Annotated in this window: 11 protein-coding genes; 5 read left to right on the top strand and 6 right to left on the bottom strand. The window is 62.3% G+C overall.

Annotated features, from left to right (window positions below):
• The 5 genes from EOC06_RS15435 to EOC06_RS15415 all read right to left on the bottom strand — a co-directional run.
• Positions 1 to 2,977, bottom strand: a 2,977-nt coding sequence (locus EOC06_RS15435) for a multidrug efflux RND transporter permease subunit (protein WP_128308188.1), incomplete at its 3' end; no start/stop codon positions are given.
• Positions 2,974 to 4,338: an efflux RND transporter periplasmic adaptor subunit gene (locus EOC06_RS15430; RefSeq protein WP_128308187.1), complete on the bottom strand. Its 1,365-nt coding sequence runs from the start codon at positions 4,336 to 4,338 to the stop codon at positions 2,974 to 2,976. The genes EOC06_RS15430 and EOC06_RS15435, both read right to left, overlap by 4 nt.
• A 244-nt stretch (positions 4,339 to 4,582) precedes the next feature.
• On the bottom strand, positions 4,583 to 4,918 hold the full coding sequence (locus tag EOC06_RS15425; RefSeq protein ID WP_128308186.1) for a hypothetical protein: 336 nt from the start codon (positions 4,916 to 4,918) through the stop codon (positions 4,583 to 4,585).
• A gap of 62 nt (positions 4,919 to 4,980) precedes the next feature.
• Entirely contained in the window at positions 4,981 to 5,829 is an 849-nt protein-coding gene (locus EOC06_RS15420; protein WP_128308185.1) for an endonuclease/exonuclease/phosphatase family protein, read from the bottom strand.
• A 110-nt stretch (positions 5,830 to 5,939) separates the two neighbouring features.
• Positions 5,940 to 7,403, bottom strand: a complete 1,464-nt coding sequence (locus EOC06_RS15415; RefSeq protein ID WP_128308184.1) for a phosphatidylserine/phosphatidylglycerophosphate/cardiolipin synthase family protein — start codon at positions 7,401 to 7,403, stop codon at positions 5,940 to 5,942.
• A gap of 613 nt (positions 7,404 to 8,016) precedes the next feature.
• Between EOC06_RS15415 and EOC06_RS15410 the strand changes: the two genes are divergently transcribed.
• The 4 genes from EOC06_RS15410 to EOC06_RS15395 are packed head-to-tail and all read left to right on the top strand — an operon-like array spanning position 8,017 to position 13,600.
• Positions 8,017 to 9,465: a TolC family protein gene (locus EOC06_RS15410; RefSeq protein ID WP_127326707.1), complete on the top strand. Its 1,449-nt coding sequence runs from the start codon at positions 8,017 to 8,019 to the stop codon at positions 9,463 to 9,465.
• Positions 9,466 to 9,504: 39 nt separating this feature from the next.
• Positions 9,505 to 11,637, top strand: coding sequence for a type I secretion system permease/ATPase (locus EOC06_RS15405; protein WP_127271964.1), 2,133 nt, complete (start codon positions 9,505 to 9,507; stop codon positions 11,635 to 11,637).
• Positions 11,638 to 11,679: 42 nt separating this feature from the next.
• Positions 11,680 to 12,969 (top strand): HlyD family type I secretion periplasmic adaptor subunit, encoded by a 1,290-nt coding sequence (locus tag EOC06_RS15400; RefSeq protein ID WP_127320297.1) that lies wholly within the window; start codon positions 11,680 to 11,682, stop codon positions 12,967 to 12,969.
• Positions 12,959 to 13,600 (top strand): ribbon-helix-helix domain-containing protein, encoded by a 642-nt coding sequence (locus tag EOC06_RS15395; RefSeq protein WP_127320299.1) that lies wholly within the window; start codon positions 12,959 to 12,961, stop codon positions 13,598 to 13,600. Before EOC06_RS15400 ends, EOC06_RS15395 begins: the two co-directional genes overlap by 11 nt.
• Positions 13,601 to 13,663: 63 nt before the next feature.
• On the opposite strand, the gene EOC06_RS15390 is transcribed toward EOC06_RS15395, so the two are convergent.
• Entirely contained in the window at positions 13,664 to 14,593 is a 930-nt protein-coding gene (locus EOC06_RS15390) for a transglutaminase-like cysteine peptidase (protein WP_128308183.1), read from the bottom strand.
• Between the two features lie 324 nt (positions 14,594 to 14,917).
• On the opposite strand from EOC06_RS15390, the gene EOC06_RS15385 reads away from it, so the two are divergent.
• On the top strand, positions 14,918 to 17,196 hold a 2,279-nt coding region (locus EOC06_RS15385), incomplete at its 3' end, for a VCBS domain-containing protein (RefSeq protein WP_206631193.1).

Genomic DNA, 17,196 nt, shown 5'->3' with positions numbered 1-17,196 from the left:
CGATGGTGACGCCCAAGGGATGGCGCAGTTCAGAGCCGACGCCGGTGCCGAGCATCAGCGGCAGCGCGCCCAGCATCGCCGCCAGCGTCGTCATCAGGATCGGGCGGAAGCGCAGCAAGCAGGCCTGGTAGATAGCCTCGCGCGGCGCCATGCCTTCATTGCGCTGCGCGTCGAGCGCGAAGTCGATCATCATGATGGCGTTCTTCTTGACGACGCCGATCAGCAGGATGATGCCGATGATCGAGATGATGGTCAGGTCCTCGCCGGCGATCATCAGCGCCAGCAGCGCGCCGATGCCGGCCGAAGGCAACGTCGACAGGATGGTGATTGGGTGGATGAAGCTTTCATAGAGCACGCCGAGCACGATGTAGACGGTGATCACCGCGGCCAGGATCAGAAACAGCGTGTTGTCGAGCGAAGCCTGGAAGGCGCGCGCCGCTCCTTGAAAATTGGTGATGACGCTGAGCGGCATGCCGATCTCGCTCTGCGCCTGCTGGATCGCGGTGACCGCTTTGCCGAGCGACACACCAGGCGCGAGGTTGAACGAGACAGTGGTTGCAGGGAACTGCCCCATATGGGTGATCTGCAGCGGTGCCGTGGCGACATGGGTGCTGGCGACCACCGAGAGCGGCACCGGGCTGCCGCCGCTCGATGACGGCAGGTAGACCGAAGACAGCGCCTTCAGCGAATCCTGCAGGGACGGATCGGCTTCGAGAATGACCCGGTACTGGCTGGATGTGGTGAAGATGGTCGAGACGATGCGCTGGCCGAAGGCGTCGTAGAGTGCGTTGTCGATTGTCGCCGGCGTGATGCCGAAGCGTGCGGCCTGGTCGCGATCGATGTCGACGAAGACGGCGAGGCCGGCATCCGACAGGTCGCTGGCGACGTCGGCGACCTCAGGCAGCGTGTTGAGCTTAGCCAGCAGCTTCGGCGTCCATAGCGTCAACTCGTCCGGATTGGCGTCCTGCAGCACGAATTGATACTGCGTGCGGCTGACCGTGCCGTCGATGGTCAGGTCCTGCACAGGCTGCATGTAGAGGGTGGCATCAGCCGTCGCGACGGTGGCCTGCTTCAGGCGGGCGATAACCTGCGTGATATCGGCGGTGCGTTCTTCATGCGGCTTGAGGTTGATCAGGATGCGGCCGACATTGAGCGTGGTGTTGGTGCCGTCGACGCCGATGAAGGACGACAGGCTGTCGACATCGGGATCCCTGAGGATGACGGCGGCAAGCTGCTGCTGACGCTCGGCCATCGCGGCATAGGATATGGACTGCGGCGCCTCGGTGATCGCCTGGATGACGCCGGTGTCCTGCACCGGGAAAAACCCCTTGGGGATGACCACGTAGAGTGCCACCGTCAGCACCAGCGTGGCAGCCGCCACCAGCAGCATCAGCGTCTGCCGGTCGAGCACCCAGGTCAGCGCTTGGCCGTAGCCCCGGATCACCCAGTCGAAGAAGTCGCGGCTGGCGCGCTGCAGGGCGTTTTCACGTACCGCCGACATCGGCTTGAGCAACCTGGCACAGGCCATCGGCACCAGCGTCAGCGACACTATCGCCGAGATCAGGATGGTGGTGGCCAGCGTGATGGAGAATTCGCGGAACAGCCTGCCGACGACATCTCCCATGAACAGCAGCGGGATCAGCACCGCGATCAGCGAGACGGTCAGCGAGATGATGGTGAAGCCGATCTGCTGCGAGCCCTTGAGCGCCGCCTGCAGCGGCGTATCCCCTTCCTCGACATAGCGCGCGATGTTCTCGATGACGACGATAGCGTCGTCGACAACGAAGCCGGTGGCGATGGTCAGCGCCATCAGCGAGAGGTTGTCGAGGCTGAAACCGAACAGGTACATGATACCAAGCGTGCCGACCAGCGACAGGGGCACCGAGAGGCTCGGGATGAGCGTGGCGCGCGCGCTGCGCAGGAAGACGAAGATGACCAGCACGACCAGCAGGATCGAAAGCGTCAGTTCGTACTCGACGTCGCGCACCGAGGCGCGAATGGTGGTCGTGCGGTCGGTCAGCACCTTCACATCGACGGCGCTGGGCAGCGAGGCCTGCAATTGCGGCAGCAGCGTCTTGATGCGGTCGACCACGTCGATGACGTTGGCGCCGGGCTGGCGCTGGATGTTGACGATGATCGCCGGCGTGCTGTTCATCCAGGCCGCCAGCCTGTTGTTTTCGGTGGCGTCGACCACATCAGCAACATCGCTCAACCGCACCGGCGCGCCATCCTTGTAGGCAACGATCAGCGAACGGTATTCGTCGGCGCTCTTCAGCTGGTCGTTGGCGTTGATGGTGTAGGCCCGCGACGGCCCGTCGAAATTGCCCTTCGGCGTGTTGACATTGGCGCTGCCCAGCGTGGTGCGCAGATCGTCGAGATTGAGACCATAGGCTGCGAGCTTGCGCGGATCGGCCTGGACGCGCACGGCTGGGCGCTGGCCGCCGCTGAGGCTGACGAGGCCGACGCCCGGCAGCTGCGAAATCTTTTGCGCCAGCCGGGTGTCGGCAAGCTGCTGCACATCGCGCAGTTGCATCGTCTTGGAGGTGAGGCCCAGCGTCAGCACCGGCGCGTCGGCGGGATTGACCTTGGCATAGATCGGCGGCGCCGGCAGATCGGCTGGCAGCAGATTGCCGGCGGCATTGATGGCCGCCTGCACCTCCTGTTCGGCGACATCGAGCGAGATCGCCAGGCTGAACTGCAGCGTGATGACGGAGGAGCCGGCCGAACTGACCGAGTTCATCTGATTGAGGTTGGCGATCTGGCCGAGCTGGACCTCCAGCGGTGCCGTGACCGAGGACGTCATCACGTCGGGGCTCGCGCCGGGATAGAAGGTCTGCACCTGGATGGTTGGATAATCGACCTCAGGCAGCGCCGACACCGGCAGATAATTGTAAGCCAGCAGGCCGGACAGCATGATGGCAACCATGAACAGCGACGTCGCCACCGGCCGCAGGATGAAAGCTCGCGACGGGCTCATTGCTGTTGCCCGGACTCCGCCTGCCCCGACTCCGCGTGGCGATGCTTGCGGCCCTGGCCCTTGTGCCTGCCCGTGTCGTCCGGCTTCGGCGCATCAGGGGCGGCCTGCTCCGGTGCCTGCGCCTGTGGCTGTGGCGCTGACCCTGCTGGCGTAGGCGTTGAGGGCTGCGCAGGTGTCCGTGCTTGCCCGTCCTGCCGCAAATTGATGCTGGCGCCGTCGCGCAGCTTATCGGCACCATCGACGACGACGCGGTCGCCAGGGTTCAGGCCCGACAGGATCTCGACACGTTCGCCATTGGTGACGCCAGGCGTGACCTTGCGCACGGAGACGGTGCTGTCGGGGTTGACCAGATAGACAAAGGTGCCGGGCACGCCGCGCTGTATCGCGGCGATCGGAGCGATCGCCACGTCCTTGTGCTCGTCGACCAGCAACTCGACGTTGACGAACTGGTTCGGATAAAGCACGCGCGTTTCGTTGGCGAAGCCCGCTCGCAGCTTGATGGTGCCGGTGCTTGGGTCGATCTGGCTGTCGAAGGTTTCAAGCTGGCCGTCGGCGAGCTTCTTGCTGCCTGCGCGATCGTAGACGGAGGTAGGCAGCGTGGCGCCCTGCCGCAGGCGTTGCGCGATCGCGGGCAATTCATCCTCGGGCACGGTGAACAGCACGCTGATCGGCTGGACTTGAGTGATGATGACGATGCCGTTGGTATCGGCAGGGGTCACGTAGTTGCCCTGATCCACCTGACGCAGGCCGGCGCGACCGTCGACCGGAGCCAGGATGCGGCAATTGTCGAGATTGAGGGTCGCGGTCCGGACCATGGCCTGGTCGACCTGGATGGAGCCGGCATCCTGCGCCACCAGGGCGACCTGCGCGTCGAGCGTCTGGTGCGTCGCGGCGCCTTGCGTCACCAGCGTCTGGTCGCGTGCGAGATCGAGCTGGGCATCCCTGAGCATGGCCTGGTCGCGCGCCAACTGGCCCTGCGCCTGGTCGAGCGCCGCCTGATAGGGGCGAGGGTCGATTTCAGCCAGCAAATCGCCCTTGCTGACGTCCTGACCTTCCTTGAAGTTCACCTGGACGAGCGGGCCGGTGACCTGCGGCTTGACCGTGACGGTGGAGAGCGAGGTCACCGTGCCAAGCGCATCGAGGGTGACGTCCATCGTGCCTTTTTCGATCACGGCGGCGCCGATTGTCGTCGGCTGCGCGTTTCTTCTGCCGCCGGGCTGCCTGGCCTCGACATGCGGGCGCTGGTAGAGATAGGCGCCGGTGGCGGCGACAATGGCGACAAAGATCAGCCAGGGAATCCAGCCACGCGAACGACGTGGCACGACAGTCGTCTGCAGGGGGATTTCCAACTGCTGGTCCATGGCGGCATCTCTCACCCCCATCAACCAATATGGCCGAAACCGACCCAAGTCGAATTAACACTTGGACAGGTTTGAGCGGTGCCGGCCGGCCGATCCTTGCCGTTTTTTGCTGGGCACGGTCCGGTGCGCGTGCTGGCTACCACGAGTCGACGCGGTCCAGCATCGCCTCTCACGTCAGCGCTATTTCGTCAGCCGATCATGCCCGATGAAACCGGCCGGCTTTCGCCGGTTGCCCGATCTGGCATCAGCCGCAAACGCGGACCTCTTCGATCACCCTGTGGTGGTGGCGCCAGTGCCTGACCAGTTCGATGTGGCAGCGGTGATGCCGGTGGTGGCGGCGATATTCGCCGTACCGGTATCCGCCATTGTCATACTGAACATCCTGGTCGCCATCATACTGATTGTCGTAATAGCGATCGCGGTGGTGACGGCGAATAACGATCCCACTATCGGAATCGTCATCCGGCAAATATCGGTCGTCATCGTCGGACTGGATGGTCACGCTTGCCGCTTGCGTCGGCGCAGTGATCGCCGCTGTCGCGGCCAATGCCAACAGGCAAGCCAGAATCAGCTTTTTCATCTCGTCCTCCTGCGCGTTCGGGACATGTTAACTGGCGGAGGAACTGGGCGTTCCGCCTAATTTTACACACTTTGCGACGCGGAGGACATCAAGGCGTCATCGTCCACCCGTTCCAGGCGTACGAAGGCCGTCAGCGGCAGGTGGTCGGAGGCAACGCGCGAAAGCGGCGTGTCATGCGCGTTAATGGCGGCAATCATGCCGTGCCTGTTGGCCATGATCCGGTCGAGCGCCAGCAGCGGCAGGTTCGACGGGAAGGTGGGGACCGCCGGCGGCTGCGGGCCGAACGTTGCATGCAGCGTGTTGAGAGCGGAGCGGTTGCCAAGCCGCCATTCGTTGAGGTCGCCGAGCAGCAAGGTCGGTCTTTCGTCCGGGCTGTTCATCAGGTCGAGCACGACGCGCGCCTGCTGGGAGCGCGAGCGGCGCAGCAGGCCGAGATGGGCGGCGATGATGCGCAGCGTCTGGCTTCCATCGAGGTCGATCTCCGCCACCACCGCGCCGCGCGGCTCCAGTCCCGGAAGCTTGATCTGGTGCACGTCGCGAACGACGCCCTTCTTGAACAGCAAGACGTTGCCATGCCAGCCATGGCCCTTGCCTGTGGCCGAAATCGGCACCGGAACCAGGCCGGTTTCCCGTTCGAGCCGGGGCAGGTCGAGAAGCCCATTACGGTCGCCGAAGCGATTGTCGGCTTCCTGCAGCGCGATGAGATCCGGATCGATTTCGCGGATGACGCGGATGGTCCGTTCCGGGTCGAATTTCCTGTCGACGCCGATGCATTTGTGGACATTGTAGGAGGCAACCAGCGTGCCGGTGGTGGCTGTCGTCTTGAGTGCGGCGGCATTGGCTTTCTGCATCCGGCGGTCACGAAGGGACAGAAGCATGCTTGCCGGGAGGCTGCGTCCAATTCTGTGCATCTCTGTGCTGCTCGTCCTCGCTGGCATCAATTCAGAAGCCGGATACAGTGAAAATAGGCAATTTCGGCGTATGTTCCATGACGGACGAGTTCCTCAAGCGCACCTCCGCCTTAGAGATAGGGTGAACCGAGCCACAATACCCGGTCGAACAGCCTGATAAGAAACGGCCGGGCTCGCAAAGCTTCCAGCGTCACCGGCACGGCGGAGGCGATCGCCGACCCGATCCGCGCCTCGATCTCGCTGGCAAAGCCGGCATCGAGCACCTCCAGGTCGATCTCGAAATTCAGCCGCAGCGATCGGGCGTCTAGATTGGAAGAGCCGACATAGGCCCACACGCCGTCGATCGAAAGCAGCTTCGAATGGTCGAACGGTCCCTCGGTGCGCCAGACACGGCAATAGTGTTTGAGCACCTGATCGAACTGCGCCATCATCGCGCGGTCGACGAGGAAAAGATTGTTCACCGCCGGCACCACGATGTCGATTTCGACCCCGCGCCTGCCGGCGGTGATCAGCGCGCTGATCAGTTTCCGATCCGGCAGGAAATAGGGCGACATCACGCGTATAGACTTGCGGGCGACCGAGAATGCACCGATCAGCAGCTTGTGGTTGGTCTCGTTGCTGGCATCCGGGCCGGAAGCGACCGCCCGCACCATCATCGATGCGCCTGGCGACGGCGCCAGCGGGGCGATGCGCCAGGCGTCGCCTTTCAGCGCCTCGTTGGTGGCGAAGCGCCAGTCCTCGGCGGCGACCGAAAAGAGGTCGGCGACGATCGGACCGGTCACCCGGAAATGCGTGTCCCTGGCGCTGTTGGAGCCGGCGAATTCGGCGGAGAAGCCTTTTCGGATGTTCATGCCCCCGGTGAAGGCGGCGATGCCGTCGACCACCAGGATCTTCCGGTGGGTCCTCAAATTGGCGTAGGGCAGGCGCAGGCCCATGACGATGTTGCCGTTGAAGACATCGGCGGGGATGTTGGCCTCGCGCAAATGCCCCAGGATGCTCGGCACCGAGTAGCGGGCGCCGACGGCATCGATCAGCACGCGGACGGTGACGCCGCGGTGGACGGCGCCGGCAAGCGCCTGGACGAAGAGCAGGCCGACGGCGTCATTGTCGAAAATATAGGTCTCGAGCAGGACGCTGCGCTCGGCACCATCGATGGCCGCGCACATGGCGGCATAGGCCTCGTCGCCGGTCTCCAGCACATCGATTGCATTTCCAGGATTGAGCGCGCGCCGCGCCACCCTGTCGCCCAATGTCCGCAAGCCCGTGAACCGTTGCCCGTAGCGCTCGACGATCAGGGCCTCTTCGACAGCGACGTCGCGCTCGTGCTTGGCGGACACCGCGCCATCGGCAAACGGGCGCTGGGCGGTGATCGTGGCGCGGCGAATGCGGTTGATGCCGGCGACGGCATAGATCAGCACGCCGAGGATCGGGGACAGCACCATCACGCCGACCCAGCCGGTGGCGGCGCGGACATCTTCCTTGGTCATGACGGCATGGACGATGCCGACCGTCGCCATCACCACGGAGATGATCGCCAGAATTTGCGGCCAGTGAGTCGCCAGGGTCGCCAACATGCCGAGACTATCCAGCGAGCGGTTGCAGAAGGCAATGCAGCCGCTCGTGCCGTGCATTCGCCGGTTGGTGGCATGCGGCCCTGGCTGAAGAGTTCGACCGGCCGCAGAGATCGATGGGTTGAAGCACCCCGATAGATCCTGTTCAGAAGGACAAACCTGACCCAGGGGAAGCATAAAGCCTGGCATCGTCCTGTTCTGCTCGGGCTCCTATGCTTTGGTACCACCTCTATTGACGCGCACGCCGGCCGCCGCGATGGTGTATTTTTTGGACCCGGCACCCAAGGGGCATGCCTGAAAAAGCGTTCAACCTCCGGTTGGATTATCGACAACCGCTATCCGAACCGGCCATGATTCTGGGCATATCGGCCCACTGGCTTGCGATTTTCTGTGCTTTCCCACTGAATGGGGCGTCCGGATACAACCGCAGCGAGCCGAAGTTATGTGCTATTTTTGCTACATCTCGCAGCCTTGTTGCCCAAAAGGGCTATTTAGCGCCCTCTAAATCAATAATCGCTCACACATTCCGTGAATTTGTGGATAATCCACCGACGGGCAGGCCTTGGCTTGGTTAGCGCTCTGAAAAAAGACGCTGGGGAAACGTTAGGGTGGGATTATGAATACGACAGGTATGTCGACCATAGGCAGGCGCCTTGGTCTGTTGATGGCGGCCACCATGCTGACCTGCGGGGGCGCTCATGCGCTTACGCTCAAGGAGGCGATGGCTGTCGCGGTGGAATCCAATCCCGAGATTGGACAGGCGATCGAAAACCGCGAAGCAATCGAGTTCGAGTTGCGGCAGGCCAAGGGCCTTTACCTTCCCAGTGTCGATGTCGAGGGATCGGCTGGTGTTCGCCGGCTCGACAATTCGTCCCGACGCTCGCTGTCGATAGAGGATGATTCGCTCTATCCGGCGGAAGCGAATCTGGTGGTGACCCAGAAATTATTCGACAGCGGAGCTCGTCGCGCGGAATTGAACCGCCAGGCATCGCGCGTCGACGGAGCGTCGTTCCGGGTGCTGGAACGGTCCGAATTCATCGGGCTGTCCGTTGTCCAGGATTACCTCGAATACATGCTGCAGGCTTCGATCGTTTCCGAAGCCAAGAAGAATCTGGGTTTCCATCAGGCGATACTCGGCGACATCCGGCAAGGCATCTCAGGCGGGGCGCTGAACGAGGCCGACCGCCAACAGGCCGAGGAGCGTCTGTTCGCGGCCAAGGCCCGCATGCAGGAGGCGACCGAAGAGCTGGAAGCCTCCAAGATCCGGTTCTTCAAGACCGTCGGCAAGCCGCTGGTCAATGCTTCGCGGCCGGGTGATGTCGCCGCCGCGCTTCCGCGGTCACTGGATGACGCGATCGGCCTGGCACGACAGAACAATCCGCGCGTTCACATGGCCACCAGCGATATCGACGCCGCGGCTTCCCTGGTGGATGCGGCCCGGGCGAAATATGGCCCTGAAGTCATTGCTGAAGGTCGGGCCAGGGCAGGCACCGACATTGACGGCGACGACGGGGACACCAATGACCTGCAGGCGCGTCTGGTGCTGCGTTGGAATTTGTATCGCGGCGGCATAGACAAGGCCAATGAACAGGAGCAGATCCGCCGCGCCAGCGAGCAGCGGCTCGCCTATCATCAGGTCTTGCGCGAAATCGAGGAAGCCGTTCGCACCTCATGGGATCGCCGTTTCCGGCAAGCCGATCTGGCGAAGACCCTGAGGCAACAGGCCGCCGCCAATGAAAAGCTGGTCGCTTCCTATCGCGAGCAGTTCAAGGTTGGACAGCGCTCGCTGCTCGACGTGCTCGACGCGCAGAATACGCGGTTCAACACGGCAACGCTGGCGGATACCGCGTCCTACGCATCGCTGTTTGCCCAGTACCGGCTCCTGGCCGCGACCGGACAGTTGCTGAAAACGATGAATCTCGAGCCGGCAAAGCAAGCGACAGCCTATGCTCGCACCGAGTTTGCAACACCGGAAACCGCGGACACCGAGACCTATGCGCGGACGCCATCGGAGCAGAAGAACGACCTGCCATTCGATATCCTCGCCCCGGTGAGGAAGAAATAAGACGACGCAAGGTCCAGCGAGCGTCCTGACGGGCAGATCGTGAACCAGCAACCCAATATCCTCTCTCCCAAGGAGGCGTTCAAGGCCTGCTTCTCGGCCGTTGCCGGATATCTCGGCAGGCCGAGCGCGGAGACCGTGCTGTTTGCCGGCGTGCCGCTCTCGGACACGCGAATTGCGGCCGACGATATCAGGCACCTTGCCGAACGCATCGGCCTGGAAGTCACCGAGTTCAATCACCGTGATTTTCTCAGGGGGCGTATCGACCTGCCGGCAATCGTCTTTCGCGTCAGCCAATTGCCGGTTGCCCTGCTCGCTCTGGGCGAAGACGATGCGTATATCACCGCGCCCCAGGAAGACGGCCGCACCACGATCGGCCGATCGGAACTGGCCGCCAGCTACATCAGCGGCGGCGCTTCCTTCTCGATCACCTATGCCAATGCCGCCGAGACCATGTCGGTCGGCTCGGCGGCCAGGATCGAGCGGAGACATTGGCTTACGGGGACGATGGGCGCTTTCTGGCGCACCTATTCGAAAGTCGTCCTGGCGGCGGTGTTCATCAATCTGCTGGCCATAGCCTCGCCGATCTTCACGATGAACGTCTACGACAGGATCCTGCCGAACAAGGCAATATCGACACTATGGGTGCTGGCTCTCGGCATCGGCGCGGTCATCCTGTTCGACCTGCTCTTGAAGACGGCCAGGGCTTCCCTCATCGACTATGCCGGGCGCAAGGCTGATCTCCGGATATCCTATCTGCTGTTCGAGAAAGTGCTGAACTCGTCGCTGTCGGCGCGCCCCGGCTCGACCGGTGAATACGCAAACAGGGTCACGCAATATGAATTCGTCAGGGAGTTCTTCACCTCCAACACCATAAGCGTGTTCATCGACACGGCATTCGTCTTCGTCTTTCTCCTTGTGATCTATGCGATAGGCGGATGGCTGGTGATCATACCGGCGCTGGCCTTCGTGATGTCCGTCATCGTCGGCCTGATCACCCAGCGCCGCATCGGCAAGCGCGTCGCCGCCTCGATGAACGAAGCGTCGCAGCGCCAGGCCCTGCTGGTCGAATCCATCTCGACGCTGGAGACCATCAAGTCGCTGCGCGCCGAGGCGTATCTGCTGCGAAAATGGGGAGAGCACTCCAAGAACGCCGCCAACACGTCCGAGAAGATCAAGCAGCTTTCGGCGGCGGCGGGCAACATCACCCAGTCCATACAACAGCTGGTGACCGTCGCCCTGGTCGTGGCCGGCGCCTATGCCTTCTCGGAAGGGCATGTTTCGACAGGAGCAATCATAGGAACGGTGATGCTGGCGAGCAGGGCCGTGGCGCCGCTCGGCCAGATTGCCATAACGTTGTCCCGGTTTCGCCAGGCCATGCTCTCGCTGAGAATGGTGAATTCGATCATGGCTCAGCCGGAAGATCGACCCGACACGGTGGGCTTCGTCAACCGCCCCATCCGCAAGGGGGCGATGGTGTTCAGGAATGTCGGGTTTGTCTATCCAGGCTCGGAAAACGAAGTTCTGACCGGCCTGAATATCTCGGTCAAGCCGGGTGAGCGGATCGGCATCATCGGCCGCATAGGATCGGGAAAGACGACGATGGGGCGGCTGATCGGCCGGCTCTTCCTGCCGACGTCCGGTGAGCTGCTGCTGGATGGGATCGACATTCGCCAGTATCACCCGTCCGAGGTTCGCGCCGCGGTCGGCATCGTTGCGCAGGCCGGCGACCTGTTCTCGGGCACCATCAAGGAAAACCTCCTGATGGCATGCCCCGAGGCTACAGACGAACAGATCATCGAAGCGGCAAAGGCGGCCGGCGTCGACGATTTCGTTTCACGCCACCCGCGCGGCTACGACATGAATGTCGGCGAGCGCGGCACCAATCTTTCCGGTGGCCAGAGGCAGACGGTGGCGATCGCACGCCTGCTGCTGACCAAACCGAAAATCGTCTTTCTGGACGAGCCGTCGGGCTCGATGGATCTCGCATCGGAACGCCAGTTGATCAAGCAGCTCAAAGTCGCCTTCGACCGCGACACCACGCTGATCGTCTCGACACATCGCTTCAGCATGCTTGAGCTGGCCGACCGCCTGATCGTTATCGAACAGGGCAGAATCGTTGCCGACGGACCGAAGGACCAAGTCATACAGGCGTTGCAGAAAACAAGCGCCTGACAAAACAGATATTGCTGCATCCAATGCGTTGGGGCGTGGGAAATGCTTGCCAGAGAAGATCGACCGCCGCTGTTTGCGTCGGCGTCCATATTCATCATCGGAGCGCTCTTCGTGGTCTTCGTCGCCTGGGCGTCCTTTGCCGAAGTCGATGAGATCGCACGCGGCGACGGCAAGGTCATACCCGCTTCCAAGACCCAGATCATTCAGGCGAGTGAAGCCGGTGTCGTTCAGGAAATCGCCGTGACGATTGGCCAGGTGGTCAAGAAGAACGATCTCATCATCCGCCTGGACAACACGCTCAACACGTCCAGTCTCGGCGAGCAGCAGGCCAAGGCGCGCGCGCTGGAAGTGCGCATAGCAAGGCTGAAATACGAACAGGCCGGCAATCTCTCGGGCCCATTTCCGTGCCCGCAGGACATCCAGTCGGTCGCTCCGCAAATCTGCGACAATGAACAGAAGCTGCTCATCGCCCGGCGCGGGAACTTCGATAACAAGCTGTCCGTGCTCAAGTCACGCCTTGACCAGCGCGAGAGGGAACTGGCCGAGGCGCAGGCCAATTCCGATCGTCTTACAAAGAACCTGGTCGTCAGCGACCAGGAGGCAAAACTGGTCGACGCGATGGTCAAGAAAGGCCTGATGGCACGGACCGAGCAACTCCGGGTGGAGCGCGAACAGACCGAGCTCAACGGCCAGCTGAACCTTGCGGGCGAAACGATAAAGAAGATCAAATCGTCGATTACGGAAGCCCAGCTTCAGGTCGAGGAACTCGGCCTGCAATTGCAGCAGGAGGCGTTGGACGACCTTACCCAGGCGCTGGCGGAGCTGTCGGTGGTGGATGAGACCATAAGGGGAGCCACCGACAAGGTCGCGCGCACTGATATCCGTTCTCCCGTGGATGGCATCGTCAACACGCTGGAGCTTAACACGGTCGGGGCCTTCGTTCAGCCTGGCGCCGTGGTGGCCGGCATCGTGCCGACCTCCGAGACGTTGCTGGTGGAGGCACGGGTCTCGCCACGGGATGTCGCATTCATCCGTCCCGACCAGGAGGCCCTTATCAAGGTCACTGCCTATGATTTCTCGATCTTCGGCGGCATCGAGGGCAAGGTCTCGAACATCACAGCCGACAGCCTGGTCGATCAGAAAACGGGGGAACCCTACTATCAGGTGCGTGTGGCGACGGACAAATCCACCCTACAAAGAGACGGCAAGGCCTATTCGATCATCCCCGGAATGATCTGCTCGGTCGACATCAAGACCGGGCGCAAGACGATCCTGCACTACCTCCTGAAGCCGATCAACAAGGCGCGCGAGGAGGCGATGAGTGAGCGGTAGCGCCAGCCCTCATCATTCCGGTCGCGAGCGGCTGCTGCCTCCAGTCGCCGCCGAGGATTTTGGACTGGAATTTCGGGTTGTGGCGCGCGGCGGCATCCGGCGCGGCATCCGTCTGGAGCGGGCATTCTGGATGTCGCTGAAGCAGATGGCCGAAAGCAGGAAGTGCACGATCGGCATGCTCATCGACGAGATCGCCGAAAGCCAGGCACAGACAGGCAATTTGACATCCGCGATCCGGGTGGCCTGCATGCGTGGGTTGGGAGACGAAAACCTGACCCTGCGAAAGCTTGCATCGATCAACACCATCAACGCCATACTGGTCGCTTGCCCGTCTCCCGCCTTTGCCCTGGCTTCGTCGAAGAAGATCCTGTCGTTCAACGCGCCGTTCCAGCAATTGGTCAAACGTCAATTGCCGATCGCCCCAAGCGATGACGCACGGCACGACCTCAAGCTGGCGCTGGACCTCAATGTGGCCGACATCTTTGCGCGGCTCGATGCCAATGGCGAATCGCCGGTGGCCACCGGTTTTGTCATCGGCGCGGGCGACCGTCGATACCGGGGACAATTGAATGCGGTGCGGGCTCCGGTGCTCGAGCCGGAGCTGCTGATGGCGTTCGTCTTCGGCGGCTAGGGCAGTTCACCGTTACACGCTTACCGGAGTTGCTCTGGATGCATCGCCAATCCGGGCAAAACCCTATGGCTGAAAACCTTCGCCGGGTGCGACGGTTGCGAAGCCGCCCTTGATGTCGGCCATCTGGGCTCCGCCCGGCTTTGAACCGTGGATCCAGGCCCGGTTCGTGCTGAACGAATAGAGCGGAACGTAATCCGGGAGATCGCTGTCACGCACGACAGTGTTGCTGAGGCTGTCGAGAATGAAGGTGCCGCTGCCTGTGCTCACCGACAGCACTGCGTGAAAGAAGCCTCTCTTGCGATCCTGGAGGACGACAAGCGCCATGCTTTGCGTGGGAATGCCGGCCCTCAGCAGGGCTGTCATCTTGAGGATGGCAAAATCCTCGCAATCGCCGGCTCGCCGCTCGAGAATCTCCGAAGGCTTCGCCCAATAGTCGAGCTTGCCGTAGACGACGCTGTCTTTCCTGTAGGCGATCAGGCGATTTACGCTGCTGTTGACGAAGGACAGCTTCTCGCTGAATCCCTTGCCTTGTGCGGCGGTGATCATGCCGGCAAAAGCCGCGCTCTTGTGCTCGCAGGGGCTGCCTGCCGAACAGGCGGCGATTGCCCGGTAGACGGGCGCCCAGCGAGCCGCGACGGGAAAATTGCGCATGGACAAGGCAACCGATCCGAACACCCCCGGAATGATCGACGCGGTCTGCAGCGGATCTATCCCGGCGTCATCTCGCGCCGTTGACGAGCCATCCCCGCGGCCAACATCTGGGCCATAGCTGCCGGTGACCAGACCGATCCGGTAAGCGCCCGCAGGCTGCCAGGGCTGAGGCCTCGCCAGCGAAACACCGCCGAGGCTGGGTGGCGTCTGGACCTTTTCCTGAGGCCAGCCGGGTGCGGCGATATCGCTCGCGAAGGACGGCCCCGCCAGGTCGACAAGCCCGATTGCCAGCAGGAGCATCTGGAGCCGGGTTTTTCCCGGAACTGATTTTTGCTTTTTCATAACGCCCACCTTTGACTGTGGACGCTACCAATCTTGTCTCAAATTATTGGAAAGGAAGGTGGATAAATATCCAGCAACTGTCTTTATCCATTTTGCTTAAAATTTTATTCAAATTTATACTTTGGTTTACCGGAAAAATGCCGGCCAGCTATCCATCAAGGAGGCCTTCAGAAACAAACATATATCAGGTTATATTGTCGCGGTTTACCACGTGTAAAAAATGCCGGGCAATGCATATCATTGTATATGAAATAGATTAGGGGGCAGTTGCAAAGTAGAAGTGGCCGCTGTCTCTATCCGGTAAATATCGGAGGGGTTTCAGCCATGACGAACAATATCGAGTTGGACAGCTTTTCGGCTTCCTTGAACGAGCATTCCGCGTCCAATGAACACGGCGATCAGACATCGCCGGCAGAGATGCGGGTCGCGCAAGCGGATTCGACGCAGCAGGCCGCGCCGGCAGCGTCCGAACCGGTGCCGGTCGATGTCGGCGGCGGAGCGCCTGTCAAGCCAGAAGCGCCCGCGGAAGCAAAGGCGCCGCCGGCAGCTGCGCCGCACGAATATGTAGCCGACGCCAGCCATGTGGTGAGGCTTCCGGCCAACGCCTCCATCGACAACATCAAGGTCGACGGACAAAACCTTCTGCTCGAACAGGCCGACGGCTCGGTGATCGTGATCAAGGACGGCGCCCTGAACGTGCCGACCTTCATCATTGGCGACGTCGAGGTGCCGCGCGTCGCGCTGCTGGCGGCGCTGGAAGCCAGCCATGTCGATGTCGCCTTCGGCGCCGACGGTTCCATGTCGGCTGGTCCGGGCGGTTCGAATTCAAGCGCGGGCGGAGATTTCTCGGTTCCCCCCGGCGGCATCGGCGACGGGTTCGACCTGTCGGCACTGCTGCCGCCAACTGCCTTGCAGTTCGGACTCCTGGAGCGGCGCGAGCTGTTCCCGTCCATCGTCGACAGGCAGGTTTCAGTGACGGCCACGTCCTTGCTTGCCCCGACCGAAGCGGCCAGTGAAACCGGCCTCAATGGCGGCCAGACACAATCTCCCGGCAGCGACGCGCCAAGCAACGCCGAGACCTCCGGCATCGGAACGATCAGCATCGACGCGCCGGATGGAATTGGCTCGATCGTCATCAACGGCGTCACCGTCACCGGCGTCGGCCAGCAGATCCCGGGCGATTTCGGCTTCCTGACGATCGTCTCCTTCAATCCGAGCACCGGTGCCATCGAATACAACTACACGGTGACCGAATCAGTCGCTCATCCCAATCAGACGAACGGATTCGATCCCAACGACACGGTTCCGGACAATTTCAGCATCACAGTCACGGACGTTGACGGTGATTCGGCCAGCACCACCTTTGCCGTTGCCATCGTCGACGACGTGCCGACGGCGGTTGCCGATATCGACAGCGTGACGGAAGACGGTGCGACGGTCGGGGACGGCAATGTCATTACGGCCAGCGGCGGCGCGGACGCGAATGTGACGGACGGCGTTGCCGACGTTAGGGGTGCGGACGGGGCGACGGTAACGGGCGTCGAGGCAGGCACGGTTGCATCGGCCTCGGGCCATGTCGGTTCGGCCGTGGCGGGCAGCTACGGTTCGATCACGATCGATGCAGACGGCCACTACAGCTACACGCTGAACAACGGCGCCGCGGCGGTCCAGGCGCTGACCAGCGGCCAGCATCTGACGGACACGTTCACCTACACCCTGACCGATGGCGACGGCGATACCTCGACGACAACGGTCGAGATCACCATCAACGGCACCAACGACGTGCCGCAGGTCGTCGTCAACCAAGGCAACCCGGCTGGCGCGCATGACCAGGTCTATGAAGCAGGTCTGGCGGCGGGTTCGGCGGCCGGCGACGGGAGCACGGTGGCGACAGGCACCTTCACGGTGTCGGACGCCGACGGGCTCGACGACGTGCAGACCGTCACCATCGGCGGCGTCACGGTTGCCATCGGCAGCCTCAACGGTTCGGCCTTCCAGGGCGACCACGGCACGCTGCTGATCACCGGCTACAACCCGGCAACCGGTGTTGCGGCCTATCAGTACACACTGACCAGTACGACGACGGACGTTCCGGCAGTCACCGAGACCGACAGCTTCTCGCTTACTGTCTCGGACGGCACCTCGTCGTCCGTCCCGGCGGCCATCGTCATCGACATCGTCGACGACGTGCCCAATGCGGTCAACGACACCAACAGCATCAGCGAGGACGCGCTCTCGCCGGTCAACGGCAATGTGCTGACCAACGACCTTCATGCCAACAACCAGCCGGGCGCCGACACGCCGACGAGCTTCGTCAGCTGGGATGGCTCGACGACGGGCGCACACGGCACCTTCGTTGCCAATCCCGACGGCACCTACACCTACACGCTCAACAATGCCGATCCGGCGGTGCAGGCGCTGGACGCCGGCCAGACGCTGACCGAGACCTTCAACTACACGATGAAGGATGCCGACGGCGACACCGATACGGCAACGCTGACCATCACCATCAACGGCACCAACGACGTGCCGCAGATCGTCGTTGACCAGGGCAACCCGGCCGGCGCGCATGACCAGGTCTATGAGGCGGGTCTGGCGGCGGG

It is taken from the genome of Mesorhizobium sp. M7A.F.Ca.MR.362.00.0.0 (assembly GCF_004023175.1).
Taxonomy (GTDB): Bacteria; Pseudomonadota; Alphaproteobacteria; order Rhizobiales; family Rhizobiaceae; genus Mesorhizobium.
Note: the sequence above shows the minus strand (reverse complement) of the source record. Positions and strands in the feature narration are given on the sequence as shown.